Genomic DNA, 17,619 nt, shown 5'->3' on the forward strand with positions numbered 1-17,619 from the left:
ATCCTGTTTTTAAGTTCGGGAGATTCAAAAAGCAAAGGAGAGAAAAAACGCGGCTAGGTCTGCCGTATTCTTCTCTCCTTATACATGTTTCACTATTATCTTTCTAAAGGGTTATAACGATTTTACTGATTCACCCTATACGGTAACTTTAGGCGTCCCAGTACGAACAAAATCAATGATTTCCTCTTTCGATAGTTTGCTAAGACCAAGAGTTTCGATGGTCCTTCCACTTGCGGAGTGCCGCCAACAAGAATATCCCCCAAGGTAGGTGATCATGGAATCCATCACAGGTGTGTCCAATCCACAAAACTATAAAAAACCAGCTCTCAAATACCTTGAGCTGGTTTTTTATGTATTTTCCTATTTTATATTAAAATAAGGGCATTTTCCTTCAAGAAACGTTTTCTTTGTTGCCGGGGTATTCACGCTCCCAAAAATCGGCATTTTTTAAAAAGCTTTCGGATTGAAAACTGGATCCAGTCCTGCCTTCTTTTGCTTTTCGTAATCCTTTAACGCAATAAGCGCCGGTTTAGCCAGAATTAAAATGGCAATGACATTGAGCCACACCATTATGCCCAGGCCAGTTCTGCTGTACGCACGGATCGTAAAAACTGGCCGCCAGGATAATGATTTTCAAGGCGAACATGGCCCATTTACCATTCCGGTTGCGCATTAAATAAGCGATATTGGTTTCGGCATAATAATAGTAGAAACCCCCGCTTCCGAACTTTTGCCTTGGAACATCAAAACGAACATTTCCTTAATATGCCTCACTTGCAGAAAACGGGTTAAAATCGAAAATAACAAGCCTACTCCCAATAAAATATAAATGACTGGCGCACTCCATAATACTCCATTTAAAGCCGTAATAAACTCTGACAATAAAGCTCCTATTTTTTGAAAATTCTAATTTATCTAATGATTATATTTCATCTGGATTAATTAAACTATAGTTTTTGCGTTAGGAAACCTTACATGAATATTTTTATTTTTCACTTGCAAATATCCCGAAAATCACATCCCGAATTCAAAAAACGCCAGCGATTCCGCCGGCGTCATTTTTTTGCATATAGGTCAAGATACTTTAATCGCACCCGATATTTCCTGTTCCAATTGATTGGCTCTCTCCATTTTTGTTGATTCCGTCCATCCAAAATATCCAGCCATATAATCGATCACTGCATGTTTATGCGTTTGGACTAAATCGATATCGAATAATAGCGTCCCCGTCCTGCGGAAGAAGAAATCCACTGGAGTTGCGGCCATTTCATGATCTAGTGCGTATTTCAGCTGTACGAACAATTTCTGCGGAAGGCCGCTGCTTGCTCCTCCGTCTCCTTCGCTTTTTGCGATATCGAATAACACAGGTGCGTTGGACCCGTACATGGCCAATATCGCTTCGGAGTCCTTTACAGCGAGTCCTGAGGCTACTCCCATTTGAATATGTTTCTTGATATAATCAGAGAAATTACTTGATCCCCCGACATCCCCTCCGGAAATCGGCATGCCCTTAGTGCTGCTGGCTGGATAAGTTTGATTGGATTGCTCGGCAAGCTTCCCTGCCAAAAGGTCGACCGTCGTTTTAGCCATTTTGCGATAACCGGTCAATTTCCCTCCCGCAATCGTGATAAGGCCAGAATCGGACTCCCATATTTCATCTTTCCTTGATATTTCAGAAGGATCTTTCCCTTCTTCAAGAATCAACGGCCTTACCCCAGCCCAGCTAGATTCGATATCATCATTCGTAATGTTCACTTCTGGAAACATATAATGTATCGATTTTAATAAATAGGCACGGTCTTCGGAAGTAACCGCCGGCACTGCAGGATCACCATCATAAAAAGTGTCCGTTGTCCCTACATAAGCTTTACCAGCTCTCGGGATGGCAAAAATCATCCGGCCATCAGGCGTATCAAAATAAAGCGCCTGCTTCAACGGGAATTTCGATTGGTCGATGACCACATGAACCCCCTTGGATAACTTCAGCGTTTTCCCTTGTTTCGATTGGTCCTTCTCACGAATGGAATCCACCCATGGACCTGCTGCATTAATGACTTTGTCTGCGTATATTTCATAAGCATCACCTGAAAGTAAATCGGCAACTTGGACGCCGTTCACCTTTCCATTTTCATATAACAATTGTTCTACCTTTGTATAATTTATCGGAGTTGCCCCTTTATCGACAGCCGCCTTCATCACTTCAATCGTAAGGCGTGCATCATCTGTCCGATATTCAACATAGTAGCCTCCGCCCTTCAGTCCCTCTTTCTTAACGAGAGGCTCCCGTTTAAGTGTTTCCTCCGCCGATAGCATTTTCCTGCGTTCAGCTTTTTTAACACCCGCAAGGAAATCATATACCCGAAGTCCAATGGAGGTACTGAATTTCCCGAAGGTGCCACCTTTGTGCATCGGTAACAGCATCCATTCCGGCGTGGTCACATGCGGTCCATTTTCATAAACGATTTCCCGCTCTTTACCAACCTCGGCAACCATTTTTATTTCAAATTGCTTCAAATACCGCAATCCGCCATGAACAAGTTTTGTCGAGCGGCTTGAAGTACCTGCTGCAAAGTCCTGCATTTCAACCAAAGCCACTTTCATTCCACGGGTCGTTGCATCCAGGGCGATCCCTGCACCGGTAATTCCCCCGCCAATGACAACCACATCATATTTCTCTTTTTTTAAAAGTTCGATCGTTTCTTCCCGATGTATATTTGAAAACCTCATCCCTGACTCCTCCTTAAAGTATTGCATTCTAGTTTTTTTGTATGGATTCTGCGTTTACTGGTGAATTCGTGCAGTTATTCGTGAATTCTCCACTTTTACTCGTGAATTCACACGGTTTACTCGTGAACTAGCACTTTACTCGTGAATTCTGCACTTTTACTCGTGAATTCGAGCTCTTTACTCGTGAATTCTGCACTTTTACTCGTGAATTCGAGCTCTTTACTCGTGAATTCTGCACTTTTACTCGTGAACTCGCTCTTTACGCGCGAATTTGCACGCTTTATTCGTGAGTTCTGCACATTTACTCGTGAATTCGAGCTCTTTACTCGTGAATTCTCCACTTTTACTCGTGAATTCGAGTGTTTTACTCGTGAATTCACACGGTTTACTCGTGAGTTCGGCCATTATATTCAATTGGTTCATTTGTTCGTATAGTTTATATAGATATTAATATCCCTAATCTGCCATTAAAAACAAAAAAAGAGACCATAAATGCACATTATCGAATTAACGATAACGCATTCATGGTCTCTCCTGTTCTCCGGCCGAGTTATTAACTTGATTTCATTATAGCATACTCCAGCTCATTTGAGAAAGAATACATCTTGTTTTTTTATTTAAACGCCATAGCGGCATGTACAGCTTTTTTCCAGCCCTCATATAATTTTTCACTATTTTGCTCTTCCATGGAGTTTTTAAAGGTTTTGTCTACCGCCCATTGCCGGGAGATTTCTTCTTGATCCTTCCAATACCCGACAGCCAGGCCAGCTAAGTATGCAGCACCTAATGCTGTAGTTTCGTTTATGGTCGGTCTCTCCACGGGCACACGTAGTAAGTCGCTTTGGAATTGCATCAAGAAGTCATTCTTGACTGCCCCGCCATCCACTCTTAATGTTTGCAGCTCGATTCCTGAATCCGCCTCCATTGCATCAAGGACATCCTTCGTTTGATATGCCAGTGATTCAAGTGTGGCACGAATGAAATGTTCTTTTGATGTGCCGCGCGTCAAACCAAAAACTGCTCCCCGCACTTCGCTGTCCCAATATGGAGTTCCAAGTCCTACAAAAGCCGGTACCACATATACTCCATCTGTACTTTCCACCCGTTTTGCATAGGCTTCGCTGTCCTTGGCATCATGAAGCATCCGCAGGCCATCGCGCAGCCATTGGATGGCGGAGCCCGCTACGAATATACTGCCTTCCAGTGCATATTCGACCTTCCCATTCAGTCCCCAGGCAAGGGTCGTCAATAGTCCGTGTTCGGAGCTGACAGCCTTGGATCCTGTATTCATGAGCATGAAACAGCCTGTTCCATACGTATTTTTAGCCATTCCTTCATTAAAGCAGGCTTGGCCGAATAATGCTGCCTGCTGATCACCGGCTGCCCCTGCGATTGGAATCGATTGGCCGAAGAAATGATATTCGATCGTACGTGCATATTCCTCAGAGGAAGGCCTTACTTCCGGCAGCATCGACTTTGGTACAGTCAATATCTCAAGCAGTTCTTCATCCCATTTCAGTTCATGGATATTGTACATCAATGTCCGGGATGCATTGGAATAGTCCGTTACATGAGCCTTGCCTCCTGATAGCTTCCAGATCAGCCAAGTATCGATGGTACCGAATAATAGCTTGCCTTCATCCGCCTTTTGTCGTGCCCCTTCCACATTATCGAGGATCCATTTCACTTTCGTTCCGGAAAAATAGGCATCTATCAACAATCCCGTTTTATCCCGGAATAGATCATTAAGTCCCTTTTCCTTCAAATCATCACAGATTTCACTTGTTTGCCTGGACTGCCATACAATCGCATTATAAACAGGGGTACCTGTTTCCTTATCCCAAACGACGGCCGTTTCACGCTGATTAGTGATCCCGATCCCGGCAATTTGCTCTGGCTTTACACCGGATTCAGATAGTACACCTGCAATCACTGCCAGGATCGATCCCCAAATCTCATTGGCGTTATGCTCGACCCAGCCTGGTTTAGGGAAATGCTGCGTGAATTCCTTTTGGGAGGAATGGACGATTTCCCCCTTTTCGTTAAATAAAATCGCCCGCGAACTTGTTGTTCCTTGATCTAATGATAAAATGTATTTTTCCATTGTGTATGCCCCTCCTTTTAATTAACTGGCGATATTTCTGCTTTCCATTTCATGTGACTGTTTTTTACCAAAAGCATAGGCTAATATCAATAGTACCAGGCTTGCACCCAAAACAGACCAAAATCCTGCTGTTATTTCCCCCTTAAAGAATGCTTGATAACAAACGGCACCAAGTGAACCCCCAACAATCGGTCCAACGACCGGAATCCATGAATAGCCCCAATTAGAATTGCCTTTACCAGGTATCGGCAGCAAAAAGTGAGCGATGCGCGGACCCAGATCGCGGGCCGGGTTAATGGCGTATCCTGTCGTTCCGCCAAGTGACATCCCGATCACGACAATCAATAACCCGACTGCGAATGGGTTTAGACCCTCTGTAAAATCATTGGCACCTATAAATAATAATCCAAGAACAAGGATGTAAGTTCCAATCATCTCACTTAATAGATTTGAAAATGTGTGCGGGATCGCAGGTGAAGTCGCGAACACACCAAGCTTCGCTCCTGGATCATCCGTTGCTTTCCAATGTGGCAAATAGTGCAGGAATACTAGAGTTGCGCCCAGGATTGCGCCAATCATTTGGGCAACGATGTAACCGGGCACATCACTCCAAGGAAATTCTCCAATAATGGCAAACCCTACTGTGACCGCCGGGTTTAAATGCGCCCCGCTTATGGATCCCACTGCAAAAACACCCATGGTAACGGCCAATCCCCACGCAATCGTGACAACGATCCAGCCGGCATCTTTTGCATAGGAACCCTTTAAGGATGACCCAGCCCCAATACCTGCTCCGAATACAACTAATATCATCGTGCCTAACACTTCTCCCCAAAATGGAGTCATGATAAAACCCCTCCCCTGATAATTTTTTAAACCTTGCCAACAAATAAAAGGAGATCCACAGCAGAACTATCTTCATAAATAAATTATGAATAGATCTGTTGTGAATCTCCTAGTCTCCGTCACATATATTAACTTGTACTGTAAAATATACTAGGTTATGAAAACGCTGTCAATATTTTGTGAAAAATTAATCTATTTTTCTGTATTTTTTTCAATTTCCCCCTATTAGACGATATCCCATAATTCAGTTTTGGAAGTGGTGATCGACGACGCTCCGGCATCAAGAGCGTTCAGGACTTCATCCGAAGTACGTATGAGGCCACCTGCAAAAATGGGTGTCTGCAATCGTTCCTTCACTTCTTTTATCATCCATGGCATGGCACCCGGCAACACCTCGATATAATCCGGCTTGGTTTTCTGCACCAGCTTATAACTTTTCTCAAGCGCATGTGAGTCTATTAAAAAGATTCGCTGGATCGCAATGACCCCCTTTTGCTTTGCCTTCAATATTACGCTTGATTTAGTCGAAATCAGCCCATAGGGATTATATTCCTGACAAATGAATTCTGTCGCGTACTCATCACTTCTTATGCCATGGATCAAATCGACATGATAAATCATTTTCTTATTATGCTGCTTTGCCATCATACTTACATTTTTCAATTGTGATATATGCAAATCAAGAAACACACCTATTTCATAGGAGCTTTCTAGAAATCTTTCAAAATCCTTCATGCTTGCTGAAGCAGGTAAAATCTTTTGATCCATCATTATCCTCCTCATTCCCAGAAAAACTCAAAACTTCAAGTTATTTAGTATATTTTAAAGAGCTTGATTTATCAATCACATTTTTTTCATGACCAATCTCACCATAACACTAACATACCTGGCACTCCCTTTATAGATTGCGGATAAGGTTGTATGTAAAATATCCCTTAACTCATAATGAGAGTTTCATTTTCAATGCACCTTCGACAAGTTCATACGATTTAATTGTGCCCACTGGAATTTTTCTCACGATGTCCCAAGCATTAACATTCATTTTGATCGCTCTTTTTTCATATTCAAAAAATGGCGGTCTGTTAAATATCCTTTGGTTGATGAAATTCCTGTCAATTGGTTCCATTTCCACTAATTCAAATGATATCGTTCTTTTTTCCACAGAAACCGGTTTTAATGTAATCCGGAAAGCTACGTTTTTCTTAAACATCATTTTTTTCACTTCCATCGTTCCGGAAAGCACAATATGCTTTGGCGTAATCTCGACTTTAATATCCGGACCAGAGGATTTCATTTTTATGATTCTCTCTATCATAGCTTCAGTAACCGTTATCGGTATGCCATTTTTGAATGGATTGAATGTACTCATCCTCGCATTCCCTCCCTACTCAAAGCATATGCCGGGTTCCCCGATGCAGTTAACATTTCTGCCCAAATTAATAATCGGTAAATTCTAAATTTTCCACCTTCAACGCTTGACCTTTGTACAAACTACCTGTATAGTCATACTTAATTCAATAGACAACTCTTATCAAGAGAGGTGGAGGGACTGGCCCTTTGATGCCTCAGCAACAGACGATTCATGTACTGTGCTAATTCCAGAAGTGTAAAAACTTGAAGATAAGAAGAGTATATAGCTTCGTTGCCTACACCTCTTCTTATTTTTAAGAAGAGGTTTTTTATTTTTAAAGAGAAAGAAGGAATGCAACATGTCAATCACATTAACGAAAGCGCCATTCAGGGCCGACCACGTTGGAAGTTTATTAAGACCAGAACGTTTACATATTGCCAGAAAGAACTATAAGGAAGGTACCATTTCAGCAGAGCGTCTTCGTGAAGTTGAGACCGAAGAAATCAATCGGATTGTCGAAAAACAAATTGAAGTTGGATTAGAGGCCGTTACCGACGGTGAGTTCAGACGAACATGGTGGCACTTCGACTTCCTCGAACATTTAAATGGCATCGAGGGATATGTGACTGAAAAAGGTCTCACGTTCGATGGTGTGGAAACAGAGAGATATAACGTTCGCAATACCGGGAAGGTTTCATTCAATCCTGAACATCCCTTCATCCGTGATTTCATTGAATTGAACAAAATCGTGAACGGACGTGCCGTGGCCAAGCAAACCATTCCCAGTCCGAATCAATTATTTGCTGCAGGCATTCATAATGAAGACGTCTACCCTGATATTGAAGACTATGCAAATGATATCATCAAGGCGTATCAGCATGCTTTGAAAGCCTTTTATGAAGCAGGTGTGCGTTATCTTCAATTGGATGATGTTTATATTGCCAGACTTTCAGCTCCGGATTTCCAGTTCAAAGATGGAAAATATACGAGGGAACAGTTAATCGACCTTGCACTTCGCGTAATTAATGGCGCATTGGAAGGAAAACCAGAAGACCTTGTCGTCACCACACACCTCTGTCGTGGGAACTACCAGTCAACTTGGGCGTTTGAAGGAAGCTATGCCCGTATCGCCCCAACTTTATTGGCAAAAGAAAAAGTCGATGGATTCTTCCTGGAATATGACGATCAACGCTCAGGGGATTTCAAACCATTGGAATTCATTCCAAATGGCGGGGCACGGGTCGTACTGGGTGTCGTCACTTCAAAAAATGGAGAAATCGAAGACAAGGAAGCAGTCAGGGCTCGCATCAAGGAGGCATCAGACTTCGTTCCTCTCGAACAATTATGCTTAAGCCCGCAATGCGGCTTTGCCTCCACCCATCACGGCAACAAGCTGACCGAAGACCAGCAATGGGAAAAACTGAAATTCGTTGTTGATGTAGCAAAAGAAGTATGGGAATGATTCATCTTTACATGTAACGTAAAAGCTAGGCACTTTAAGAAGGCCTAGCTTTTCTTCAAAACAGCTCAATAAAATGTTTTGCCGTTTTTGAAAGATAACGATCTTGTCTAAAAACCAAAGCTATATTCGATTGAATTGAAGAATCGATAATATCCAACACTTTCACTCCTTTTATAATATGAGGTGAAACAGCTGATTTCGGAACAATACTCGCCCCAACTCCAGCTGAAACCAGTGAGAGCAGAACATTTACATCATGGCATTCGCATAAAATATTTGGCTGTATTTCCCGCTTTTTAAATTCCTCGATAATTTCTTCATAAATCCCTTGTCCTTTTTCCCTATGCACTAAAAGCAATGGGATATTTTCAATATCCTTTAAATGGACCCTATCCTTCGAAGTGAAACTGTCCCACCCCTCAGGTACAACAAAAACATTCGGCACTTGTCCTATGTTCAAAATGGAAAGACCCTTCATCTCGACAGGTAAATGAACAATGGCAAGTTCAATATCCTGATTCTCCAAATAATTACTTATTTCATATGGATCTCCTGCGAATATTTTAAAGGCAACGGAAGGATATTTTTTCTTGAAATTATTAATTTTATCAGGTAAATAAGACATATAAGCAAGTACGGAACCTACTGAAAGGGTACCTTTAATTCCCTCACCCGTTTCCTTCACTTCGAGCAAGGAGTCCTCGAAATATTGCAGCATATTCTTAGCCTTCTCGTAAAGTACCCTCCCAGCTTCGGTCAACTCCATACTTTTACCGTTCCTTTTTCGCTCAAGTAAAGTAGTCCCTAATTCTTCTTCCATAAGGCGGAGCTGCTGGCTTAATGGCGGCTGTGACATATTCAATTTTTTTGCTGCACGGGAAACCTGGCCTTCTTCTGCAAGAATAAGAAAATATCGTAATTGTCTAATATCCATCTTGGCACCTCTGATATATATGTAAATCGTATATAAACTTAATTATATAGATATTTTAAATATGATACAAACAGCAGTAAAATATATTTGTTTACAACATAAAGGGGTGTTCAAAATGGAGAAATTCAAGGAACTAAACAAAAGTTTCATCAATGGGGAATGGGTGGAAGGCTCAAGTCAACGCAGATATAATATTTTAAACCCATACAATAATGCCGTGATTTCAAATGTGAGCTTGGCTACATCAAAACAGCTCGATGAATCATTTGAAATAGCAAAAAACGCTCAAAAAGGTTGGGCAAAAACAACAGCTGAAAAACGTCGTCAGGTCCTGATTAAAGTTGGTGAATTCCTCCAGGAAAATCGGAATGAAATCGTTGAAATGATTTCCCGTGAAACGGGTGGATCGCTTATTAAAGCAAATGTTGAATTTCAGCTTACTATGGAAATAGTCGAAGAATCTTCTAACATGGTGGATGAAATATATCAACTGCATGAGGTTCCGTCAGCAATAGATCATAAAGTCAATCATATACATCGACTGCCACTAGGAGTTATTTCTTCAATATCTCCGTTTAACTTTCCGATGAACTTGTCAATGAGAACCATCGCACCAGCCATTGCATTAGGAAATGCAGTCGTTCATAAACCGGACGTTCAAGTTGGATTTACTGGAGGAATCATCATTGCTGCAGCATTTGAATATGCCGGTCTTCCAAAAGGAGTCTTTAATATGATCCTAACTGACCTGGAAGAAATCGGTGATGGCATGCTGACAAACCCGATTCCCAAATTAATCAGCTTCACAGGTTCTACTCCTGTAGGACAGCACATCGGGGCCATTGCAGGGAAAAACCTAAAACGAGTTGCGCTGGAGCTTGGCGGTAATAATCCTTTCATTGTATTATCTGATGCAGATGTGGACCGTGCCGTTGATGCTGCAATCTTTGGAAAGTACATTCACCAAGGACAGATTTGCATGTGCATTAACCGCATAATCGTGCATAAAGACCTTTACGAAGACTTTACTGCAAAATTCGTTGAACGTGCAAAAGCTCTTCCATTTGGTGACCAATTAGATCCTAAAACAATCATTGGACCACTTGTGAACGAGCGTCAATTAGAAAAAGTACAACAAATCATCGAGGAAACTAAAGCTGCTGGGGTCAATGTTGCACTCGAGGGAGAACGCATTGGCAATGTACTGACACCAACTATTTTCCGGGACGTACAGAACTCGGATAAAATCGCACAAACAGAAATGTTTTCTCCTGTCGTGTCCATCATTCAAACAGAAACAGATGAAGAAGCCATCGATATCGCCAATGACACCATTTATGGTTTAAGCTCGGCTATCTTCACTTCTGATCTGGAAAAGGGAGAACGCTTAGGGTTGCAAATCGACAGCGGAATGACACACATCAATGATCAAACCGTTAACGATGGAACGAACATACCATTCGGCGGGAACAAAATGAGTGGTTTAGGCAGATTCGGAAGCCCATGGATTGTCGAAGAATTCACTGTTACGAAATGGATTTCCCTTCAAACACAATATCGTGAATATCCATTTTAACCATTAATTCATCAGGCATCTGGTACAACCTTTCAGGATGTATACAGATGCCTTTTTGTACTAAGGAAAGGTCACAAAAAAAGGACGGCCACCAGCACGTCCCCTTTTCACTTGCAGCAATCATCATCATCCATTTTCTTCACAAATATATCATCCGTCACCCTATCTTCCAGCTTGTTCCTCAAGGCTAATTCCGCAGCCTTCCCATCACTAGGCGATCCGTCCGAGAAATACATCGGAAACAAGGAGAAAAACATAACATAGAAAGAGAAATAGATAAATTGATACCAGATTACCGACCTGTCCAGGATATTCTGATACACTAAGCTATATATGATCAGCATGCTGATTAAATTAAAGATAGCCCCCCCTAAATATATCATCGTATTCGTCAATCGATTATCATGTTTCAAACCCTTGAACTCGCAAGTCCCATTCCAAAAATAATATTTCCTCACCTCTATGTTCCGAAAAGCAAAAAGTTTATTACCACAACCAATCAAGATTTTCTTTTCTGATCCTCCAAAGATCGTAACAAAGAAAATATGCCCGCTCAAATGTATCAGCGTAACGATCGGCATGATTAAAAAAAAGGAAAATAGAAATTTAATGATATCAGAGAGACCAAACATGTTTAAGCAACCCTCCTTACCAAGATGCTACTCTGATACCCTGCACACATTGGTTATAACTAGTAAATTTTCACAGTAAACATATGTTGCTTTCCACAAGTGAAAAGGGGATAATTGTTCTCTTCTCCTTACGTCCTTCCACCGATTAATTCGACCTATCTCCAGCTTTATTCGACCTTCCACCGATTAATTCGACCTATCTCCAGCTTTATTCGACCTTTCACCGATTAATTCGACCTATCTCCAGCTTTATTCGACCTTTCACCGATTAATTCGACCTATCTCAGCTTTATTCGACCTTCCGCCAAAAAAAAGCTATCTCCTTCCCTGAAATTCCGGAAAAGTGATAGCGTTTCATCTTTATTTAATGATGGGGGGGCGAAGAATTTCTGCGTTGTTTTGCCCTGGCCTCAAGCCTGCATGTTTATATTCAGGGGTGAAAACCGATGTTTTGATCGGGCAGGCGATTTGCTTCTGGACATTTCCTTTTCCGTCAGGTACCTCGACGATCATTCCCCTCTCCTTCAATTGGGGATGCTCGGCCGCTTCGGTGAAGGTCAGCACTGGTTCTGCACAGGCCTCGAAATCAGCGAATATTTCCTGCCATTCATGAAAATCCTTTTCAAGGAAGGCCAGTCGGATGGCCGTTTTAAACCTGATTTCGCTTTCTTCATCGCTTTTCATGCTCAGTTCATACATTTCGGGTGCACCGATTGCTTCGCATAATGCTTTTCGAAATGGGGGCTCAAGGCTCCCTACTGAAAAATGGCGTCCATCTTTCGTTTCGTAAAAGTCATAAAAGGACCCTCCGTTTAACATCATTTTTTCAGGTTCAAGCTCGAGGCCCCCTTGTAAATTCAAAGGTGCGGATATGGCATTCAAGGCAAAACTGCAGTCGGTCATGCTGATGTCGATGGCTTGGCCGAATCCCGTTCTTTCCCTGTGAATGACTGCAGATAATATACCAATAACAGCATGCAGTGAGCCTCCAGCAAGATCTGCTATTTGGGTTCCGTTTTTTGCCGGTCCGCCCTTTTTCGTACCGGAATAGCCTGATAAGCCTGCAATCGAAATATAATTGATATCATGTCCCGGTCGGTCTTTGTAGGGACCAGTCTGGCCGAAGCCCGTGATGGAACAGTAAATCAGCTTTGGATTGATCAATTTTAATGCCTCATACCCCAGCCCCAGACGTTCCATCACTCCTGGACGGAATTGTTCTATGACGATATCGTATTCCTTCACTAGGTTTTTTACAGATTCGATTGATTCAGATTGTTTTAAATCCAGTGTAATCGACTTCTTCGATCTGTTAAGATATTGGTTCACACCCCATGAATCCTTTGCTCCCGGCCTCTCTACCTTCAAAACATCCGCTCCTAAATCCGCTAGCATCAAAGTGGCAAATGGGCCTGGCAGTAACGTTGAAAAGTCCAATACTTTTAAATGAGTCAATAAGGTCATCAGCCGTGCACCTTCCCTTTCCATTGAAAATATTAAAAGCTTTCCCCCTCGTTTTGTACATTCAATTTAGCAGAGATTACGATTATCATATAACACCTCTCATTGGATTTGTATTAATTTCCATTTAACAAAAATAAAAAACTAGGAATCGGCTTCCTAGCTTTTTGATAATGAGCTTAATATGTAGATGCCGGACAACTCAATACTGCATTGTCCGGCTGATTTCACTTTAAGGTTGTTCATTCATATTTTTTGTCAAAGTCAAATTCAACTTCATCAAGTTTAACGAATTTAGTTTTTCTTATCAGTTTATAGCCAAACCATAGACCAAGGAAAAGCGGGATTCCTAGGTATGCAGCCATAACACTGCCCCAATCGATCTGATCTGAGAAAAAGGCTTGGATATTTTGGGACAGGATGACGATCAGGCCAATTAATATGGCAAAGATCGGACCTATCGGAAACCATAATGCCTTATAAGGCAGCTTCTCCAATGAATGACCTTGAGCGATGAATGCTTTCCGGAAACGGTAATGGCTGATGGAGATGCCCAGCCAAAAGATGAAACCTGTAATTCCAATGGCATTCATTAACCAAATATACACTTTACCATCACCGAATACGGAGGCTAAAAAGGCTAGCATGCCGATGGAACATGTCAAAATCATGCCTGCAACCGGTACTCCGCGTTTATTAAGTTTTGCAAAAATACGCGGTGCTTGTCCATCTTTTGCCATTGAATATAACATACGCGTTGATGCATATAGACTGGAGTTACCTGCTGATAATACCGCTGTTAAAATGACGGCATTCATAAGCGAAGCAGCAAAGGCCACTCCAGCTTTTTCAAAAATGAGCGTGAATGGACTTACCATGACGTTATCGCCTTGTAAACTTGAGTTCGTATAAGGGATAAGCAGTCCAATTACGAAGATTGCAAATACGTAAAAGAGCAGGATTCTCCAGAATACACTTTTAATGGCCTTCGGTATATTCCTTGCTGGATCTTCACTCTCACCGGCAGCCACACCGACAATTTCAGTACCTTGAAAAGAAAAACCAGCCGCTATGAATACAATGAAGACACCCATGAACCCACCCGGGAAAGGAGCATCATCGACGGTGAAGTTTTTAAAACCTACTGCTTCGCCGCCCATAATGCCGACGATCATTAGCAGCCCGACGATTATAAAAATAACGATGGCCGTGACTTTTATGAAGGAAAACCAGTATTCCCCTTCACCATATCCTTTAACGGATAAATAGTTCAATAGGAAAATGAGCACTAAGAATGATGAACTCCACAACAATGATGGACTATTCGGAAACCAGAATTTCATGATCATTGTCGAAGCTGCCAACTCTGCCGCTATCGTCATCGACCAATTGAACCAATATGTCCATCCCAAGGCAAACCCAAATGCCGGATCGACGAATTTCGATCCATAGGTACTGAATGAGCCGCTTGTCGGCATGAATGCTGCCAGTTCCCCTAAGCTCGTCATCACAAAGTACACCATTGCCCCAACTAAGGCATAAGCAAGTAATGCGCCGCCTGGTCCAGCTGTATGAATGGCTGCCCCGCTGCTGAGGAACAGCCCGGTGCCGATAGCCCCGCCAATGGAAATCATCGTTAAATGGCGGGATTTTAAACCGCGCTTTAGTTCTTGTCCTTCTTGCTGTGGAGGATGCAAGATGTCTTGTTCTTGTTTTGGTATCATAAATTTTCATCCCTTTCTATATAAGCGCTTTCATATATGGAGAAATCCATTTAATAAATTTTCCTATTTCATAGACTTTCAAATAGACCTAATTTACAATTAGAATTCCTTTTCTGAATATATGCAATTTTCATGCCAAATTTATAAAACGCAATATTCAACAAATCATCAAAGAAATCGCCTTAAATAGACAAATTTTTTTGCACTTTACGCCACGTTTTTTTGCACATTATGCCATGTTTTTTTGCACTTTTATTCATTTGGTTTAATTTTAATGCATTCCAAATATTACTAAAAGAATATATTCAAAGAATATTACTATTAAAAACCATTTTTCTCCATTTTATTCCTTTAAATGTCATATTTTTTGCAAGTTTACTCCATTTGATAATAAATATGAAACAATGTAAAAATGAGGTATTCTCATGAAGGAGTTGAGTGTTATGAAAGGTAAGGTATTTTTAGGAACTGCACTATCCATCGGTCTATTATTTTCTGCTATTCCCCATCAAGAAGCTTTAGCGGCAAAAAAAGTGTTAAGTGTTGAAAAGTACAATAAGCATAAGGATTCGCTAGAATTCAAGTCTGGGAAACTTACGGACCCATCGAAGCAAACGGCAGAAGATATCATCCTTACCTTTTTTGATGAAAACAAAAAGTCTTACAAGCTAGAAAGGCAAAAGGCGAAAGACTCCTTCACGATTCAGAAAGAAAGCAAGGATGAGCTAGGCAATACCGTCCTTAGATTGCAACAAACCTATAAAGGCGTACCTGTATGGAATTCCACACAAGCCGTATTGATTGACGCTAAAGGTGTATTGACCGTCGTTTCCGGTACCGTTGAAGCCAATCTAAACACGAAATTAGGCAAAAAGGCTAAAAAAGGCATCAGTAAATCCGAAGCTATCAAAATAGCGGAAGCGGATCTTGGGTTCACTCCTGCCTATGAACAATCACCTGAATCTGACCTATATGTATACGCAAATGAAGGCAAGGCCGATTATGTATATAAAGTCAATTTGAAATTCTTAAGTCCGGAACCGGGAAATCATAATTATTTCATTTCAGTCAAAACGGGTAAAATCCTGAATAAATATAATACACTAGATGAAGTGACGGGAACCAATTCCGTCGGAACGGGCACGGGAGTCTTAAACAATACCGTGTCGCTGAACACTACCTTATCCAACGGTCAATACTACTTACAAGACAATACACGCGGTAAAGGTATCTTCACTTATAATGCCAATAACCGTTCAAAATTGCCTGGTACACTCTTTTCCAACACAACAAATGCTTTTACTGCTTCTGCCGATAAAGCTGCGGTGGATGCCCATTATTATGCGGGTAAAACCTATGATTATTACAAATCGACATTTGGACGAAACTCTTATGATGGAAATGGAACCATCCTGAAATCAACCGTCCATTATGGCTCAAGATACAATAATGCTTTCTGGGATGGCACCCAAATGGTTTACGGTGATGGAGATGGCACGACATTCATCCCATTGTCCGGGGGGCTCGATGTCGTTGCACATGAATTGACGCATGCCGTGACTTCCTCGGAATCGAACCTTACCTATCAAAATGAATCCGGTGCTTTGAATGAAGCGATATCTGATATTTTTGGAACCGTTGTAGAATTTAAAAATCAAAGTGCCAAAGCCGATTATTTGGTAGGAGAAGATATTTACACACCTAACATTTCCGGTGATGCACTCCGCTCGATGGCTAATCCCACCTTGAATGGTGACCCTGACCATTATTCGAACCGTTATACGGGAACGGGTGATAACGGCGGAGTTCACACGAACAGCGGAATCATTAATAAGGCAGCTTATTTAATCTCTGCAGGCGGAACTCACCATGGCGTGACCGTATCCGGGATCGGCATTGATAAACTGGGAACCATCTTTTACCGGGCAAACACAACTTATTTAACTTCCTCTTCGACTTTTTCACAAGCTAGAGCGGCAGTCATACAAGCGGCCTCTGATTTATACGGTTCAAGCAGTGCAGAAGTCACGGCAGTCAAAAATGCCTTTACAGCTGTCGGTGTGAATTAAGAGATTTACCTATATATCAAACACCTCTCTAGCGGAGGTGTTTTTTCTTATGCGGGGCTATCCCGATTATTTGAGCAGTTCGCTGCCCTTTTTTGGGCCTTCCTGTGAAGAATTCCGTCTCTTGGTATGGGAAGAACCCCAATAAAAACAATCTTGTCGTTTGCTAAAAATGATTAATTCCGTAAAATAGTTGCTTTTCTTCTTATTAACTGTCAAGCTTAGATGATCTGGACTATATTGAATAGAACAAGTAGGTGACGAACATGATTGAAGTTAAAACTTCCACACTCAGTGATGGTGAGTTCAATAGAGGCGTATTCGCAACACGAGATATTAAAAAAGGTGAGCTTTTGCATGAGGCACCTGTCATTGCATATCCAAACGAGGAGCATGTTTTCATAGAGAAGACATTGCTGGCTGATTATGCGTTTGAATATGGTATAAACCATACTGCCATGCTTTTAGGCTATGGCATGCTGTTTAATCATTCTTATACACCCAACGCTACGTATGATATTAACTTCAAGAATCATACGTTTGATTTCTTTGCTTACACCGACATAAAAGCAGGGGAAGAAATCCTGATTAATTATAATGGTGAAGTCGATAATGAGGATCCGCTTTGGTTCAATAAAGAAAATGACGGTGAAGATGAAGCTGAATGATCATTGATCATTCATGAAAGCATTTGTACTTTTGAAGGACCTGTCCAAGGGTCTTCGAAAGAGCGGGT

The 17,619-nt window shown here is 41.5% G+C and carries 14 protein-coding genes, 2 pseudogenes and 1 riboswitch; of the genes and pseudogenes, 5 read left to right on the top strand and 11 right to left on the bottom strand.

Annotated elements, in window-relative coordinates; genetic code table 11:
- Nucleotides 1-391: 391 nt before the first annotated feature.
- The 3 genes and pseudogenes from ACFVS1_RS17760 to ACFVS1_RS17770 all read right to left on the bottom strand — a co-directional run.
- Nucleotides 392-709, bottom strand: a pseudogene (locus tag ACFVS1_RS17760) (alanine:cation symporter family protein); the annotation flags it as partial.
- A pseudogene (locus ACFVS1_RS17765) lies at nt 706-882 on the bottom strand (sodium:alanine symporter); the annotation flags it as partial. The pseudogenes ACFVS1_RS17765 and ACFVS1_RS17760, both read right to left, overlap by 4 nt.
- A gap of 192 nt (nt 883-1,074) precedes the next feature.
- A complete protein-coding gene (locus ACFVS1_RS17770; RefSeq protein WP_387549472.1) occupies nt 1,075-2,727 on the bottom strand; it encodes a glycerol-3-phosphate dehydrogenase/oxidase in 1,653 nt (550 codons plus the stop codon).
- A gap of 141 nt (nt 2,728-2,868) precedes the next feature.
- Between ACFVS1_RS17770 and ACFVS1_RS17775 the strand changes: the two genes are divergently transcribed.
- On the top strand, nt 2,869-3,162 hold the full coding sequence (locus ACFVS1_RS17775) for a hypothetical protein (RefSeq protein WP_387549474.1): 294 nt from the start codon (nt 2,869-2,871) through the stop codon (nt 3,160-3,162).
- 178 nt (nt 3,163-3,340) lie between these two features.
- On the opposite strand, the gene glpK is transcribed toward ACFVS1_RS17775, so the two are convergent.
- From glpK to ACFVS1_RS17795, 4 genes are all read right to left on the bottom strand, one after another.
- Nucleotides 3,341-4,831: a glycerol kinase GlpK gene (gene glpK, locus ACFVS1_RS17780; protein ID WP_387549476.1), complete on the bottom strand. Its 1,491-nt coding sequence runs from the start codon at nt 4,829-4,831 to the stop codon at nt 3,341-3,343.
- Nucleotides 4,832-4,852: 21 nt separating this feature from the next.
- Nucleotides 4,853-5,677 (bottom strand): MIP/aquaporin family protein, encoded by an 825-nt coding sequence (locus ACFVS1_RS17785; protein ID WP_352926372.1) that lies wholly within the window; start codon nt 5,675-5,677, stop codon nt 4,853-4,855.
- A 225-nt stretch (nt 5,678-5,902) separates the two neighbouring features.
- Entirely contained in the window at nt 5,903-6,445 is a 543-nt protein-coding gene (locus ACFVS1_RS17790) for a glycerol-3-phosphate responsive antiterminator (RefSeq protein ID WP_048683275.1), read from the bottom strand.
- 172 nt (nt 6,446-6,617) lie between these two features.
- Nucleotides 6,618-7,046, bottom strand: coding sequence for a hypothetical protein (locus ACFVS1_RS17795; RefSeq protein WP_352926374.1), 429 nt, complete (start codon nt 7,044-7,046; stop codon nt 6,618-6,620).
- Between the two features lie 156 nt (nt 7,047-7,202).
- A riboswitch (SAM riboswitch) is annotated at nt 7,203-7,304 on the top strand.
- Between the two features lie 82 nt (nt 7,305-7,386).
- Between ACFVS1_RS17795 and ACFVS1_RS17800 the strand changes: the two genes are divergently transcribed.
- Nucleotides 7,387-8,490, top strand: coding sequence for a 5-methyltetrahydropteroyltriglutamate--homocysteine S-methyltransferase (locus ACFVS1_RS17800; RefSeq protein WP_352926377.1), 1,104 nt, complete (start codon nt 7,387-7,389; stop codon nt 8,488-8,490).
- A 55-nt stretch (nt 8,491-8,545) separates the two neighbouring features.
- Here the strand turns inward: ACFVS1_RS17800 and ACFVS1_RS17805 are convergent, their stop codons facing one another.
- On the bottom strand, nt 8,546-9,424 hold the full coding sequence (locus tag ACFVS1_RS17805) for a LysR family transcriptional regulator (protein ID WP_387549479.1): 879 nt from the start codon (nt 9,422-9,424) through the stop codon (nt 8,546-8,548).
- A 115-nt stretch (nt 9,425-9,539) separates the two neighbouring features.
- Between ACFVS1_RS17805 and ACFVS1_RS17810 the strand changes: the two genes are divergently transcribed.
- Entirely contained in the window at nt 9,540-11,000 is a 1,461-nt protein-coding gene (locus tag ACFVS1_RS17810; protein WP_387549481.1) for an aldehyde dehydrogenase family protein, read from the top strand.
- Nucleotides 11,001-11,107: 107 nt separating this feature from the next.
- On the opposite strand, the gene ACFVS1_RS17815 is transcribed toward ACFVS1_RS17810, so the two are convergent.
- The 3 genes from ACFVS1_RS17815 to ACFVS1_RS17825 all read right to left on the bottom strand — a co-directional run bounded on the left by ACFVS1_RS17815 (nt 11,108) and on the right by ACFVS1_RS17825 (nt 14,817).
- Nucleotides 11,108-11,632 (bottom strand): hypothetical protein, encoded by a 525-nt coding sequence (locus ACFVS1_RS17815; protein WP_387549483.1) that lies wholly within the window; start codon nt 11,630-11,632, stop codon nt 11,108-11,110.
- A gap of 360 nt (nt 11,633-11,992) precedes the next feature.
- The gene (locus tag ACFVS1_RS17820; protein WP_387549485.1) at nt 11,993-13,096 is read right to left on the bottom strand and encodes a CaiB/BaiF CoA transferase family protein; all 1,104 of its coding nucleotides are present in this window, start codon (nt 13,094-13,096) and stop codon (nt 11,993-11,995) included.
- 239 nt (nt 13,097-13,335) lie between these two features.
- A complete protein-coding gene (locus ACFVS1_RS17825; RefSeq protein ID WP_387549487.1) occupies nt 13,336-14,817 on the bottom strand; it encodes an amino acid permease in 1,482 nt (493 codons plus the stop codon).
- A gap of 443 nt (nt 14,818-15,260) precedes the next feature.
- Between ACFVS1_RS17825 and ACFVS1_RS17830 the strand changes: the two genes are divergently transcribed.
- Nucleotides 15,261-16,886 carry a M4 family metallopeptidase gene (locus tag ACFVS1_RS17830; protein WP_387549489.1) on the top strand — a complete coding sequence of 542 codons (1,626 nt, stop codon included), beginning with the start codon at nt 15,261-15,263 and terminating at the stop codon, nt 16,884-16,886.
- Nucleotides 16,887-17,149: 263 nt separating this feature from the next.
- Complete coding sequence (locus ACFVS1_RS17835; RefSeq protein ID WP_034310428.1) at nt 17,150-17,551, top strand: SET domain-containing protein; 402 nt, start codon at nt 17,150-17,152, stop codon at nt 17,549-17,551.
- The last annotated feature ends 68 nt before the right edge of the window (nt 17,552-17,619 follow it).

The organism is Peribacillus sp. NPDC058075, assembly GCF_042885195.1.
Classification (GTDB): Bacteria; Bacillota; Bacilli; order Bacillales; family DSM-1321; genus Peribacillus.

What these genes read in the sequence shown, in the direction of transcription:
- glpK (WP_387549476.1), bottom strand. Translation starts at nt 4,831, where the DNA reads ATGGAAAAATACATTTTATCATTAGATCAAGGAACAACAAGTTCGCGG.
- ACFVS1_RS17815 (WP_387549483.1), bottom strand. Translation starts at nt 11,632, where the DNA reads ATGTTTGGTCTCTCTGATATCATTAAATTTCTATTTTCCTTTTTTTTA.
- ACFVS1_RS17770 (WP_387549472.1), bottom strand. Translation starts at nt 2,727, where the DNA reads ATGAGGTTTTCAAATATACATCGGGAAGAAACGATCGAACTTTTAAAA.
- ACFVS1_RS17795 (WP_352926374.1), bottom strand. Translation starts at nt 7,046, where the DNA reads ATGAGTACATTCAATCCATTCAAAAATGGCATACCGATAACGGTTACT.
- ACFVS1_RS17835 (WP_034310428.1), top strand. Translation starts at nt 17,150, where the DNA reads ATGATTGAAGTTAAAACTTCCACACTCAGTGATGGTGAGTTCAATAGA.
- ACFVS1_RS17785 (WP_352926372.1), bottom strand. Translation starts at nt 5,677, where the DNA reads ATGACTCCATTTTGGGGAGAAGTGTTAGGCACGATGATATTAGTTGTA.
- ACFVS1_RS17820 (WP_387549485.1), bottom strand. Translation starts at nt 13,096, where the DNA reads ATGACCTTATTGACTCATTTAAAAGTATTGGACTTTTCAACGTTACTG.
- ACFVS1_RS17800 (WP_352926377.1), top strand. Translation starts at nt 7,387, where the DNA reads ATGTCAATCACATTAACGAAAGCGCCATTCAGGGCCGACCACGTTGGA.
- ACFVS1_RS17790 (WP_048683275.1), bottom strand. Translation starts at nt 6,445, where the DNA reads ATGGATCAAAAGATTTTACCTGCTTCAGCAAGCATGAAGGATTTTGAA.
- ACFVS1_RS17810 (WP_387549481.1), top strand. Translation starts at nt 9,540, where the DNA reads ATGGAGAAATTCAAGGAACTAAACAAAAGTTTCATCAATGGGGAATGG.
- ACFVS1_RS17805 (WP_387549479.1), bottom strand. Translation starts at nt 9,424, where the DNA reads ATGGATATTAGACAATTACGATATTTTCTTATTCTTGCAGAAGAAGGC.
- ACFVS1_RS17830 (WP_387549489.1), top strand. Translation starts at nt 15,261, where the DNA reads ATGAAAGGTAAGGTATTTTTAGGAACTGCACTATCCATCGGTCTATTA.
- ACFVS1_RS17825 (WP_387549487.1), bottom strand. Translation starts at nt 14,817, where the DNA reads ATGATACCAAAACAAGAACAAGACATCTTGCATCCTCCACAGCAAGAA.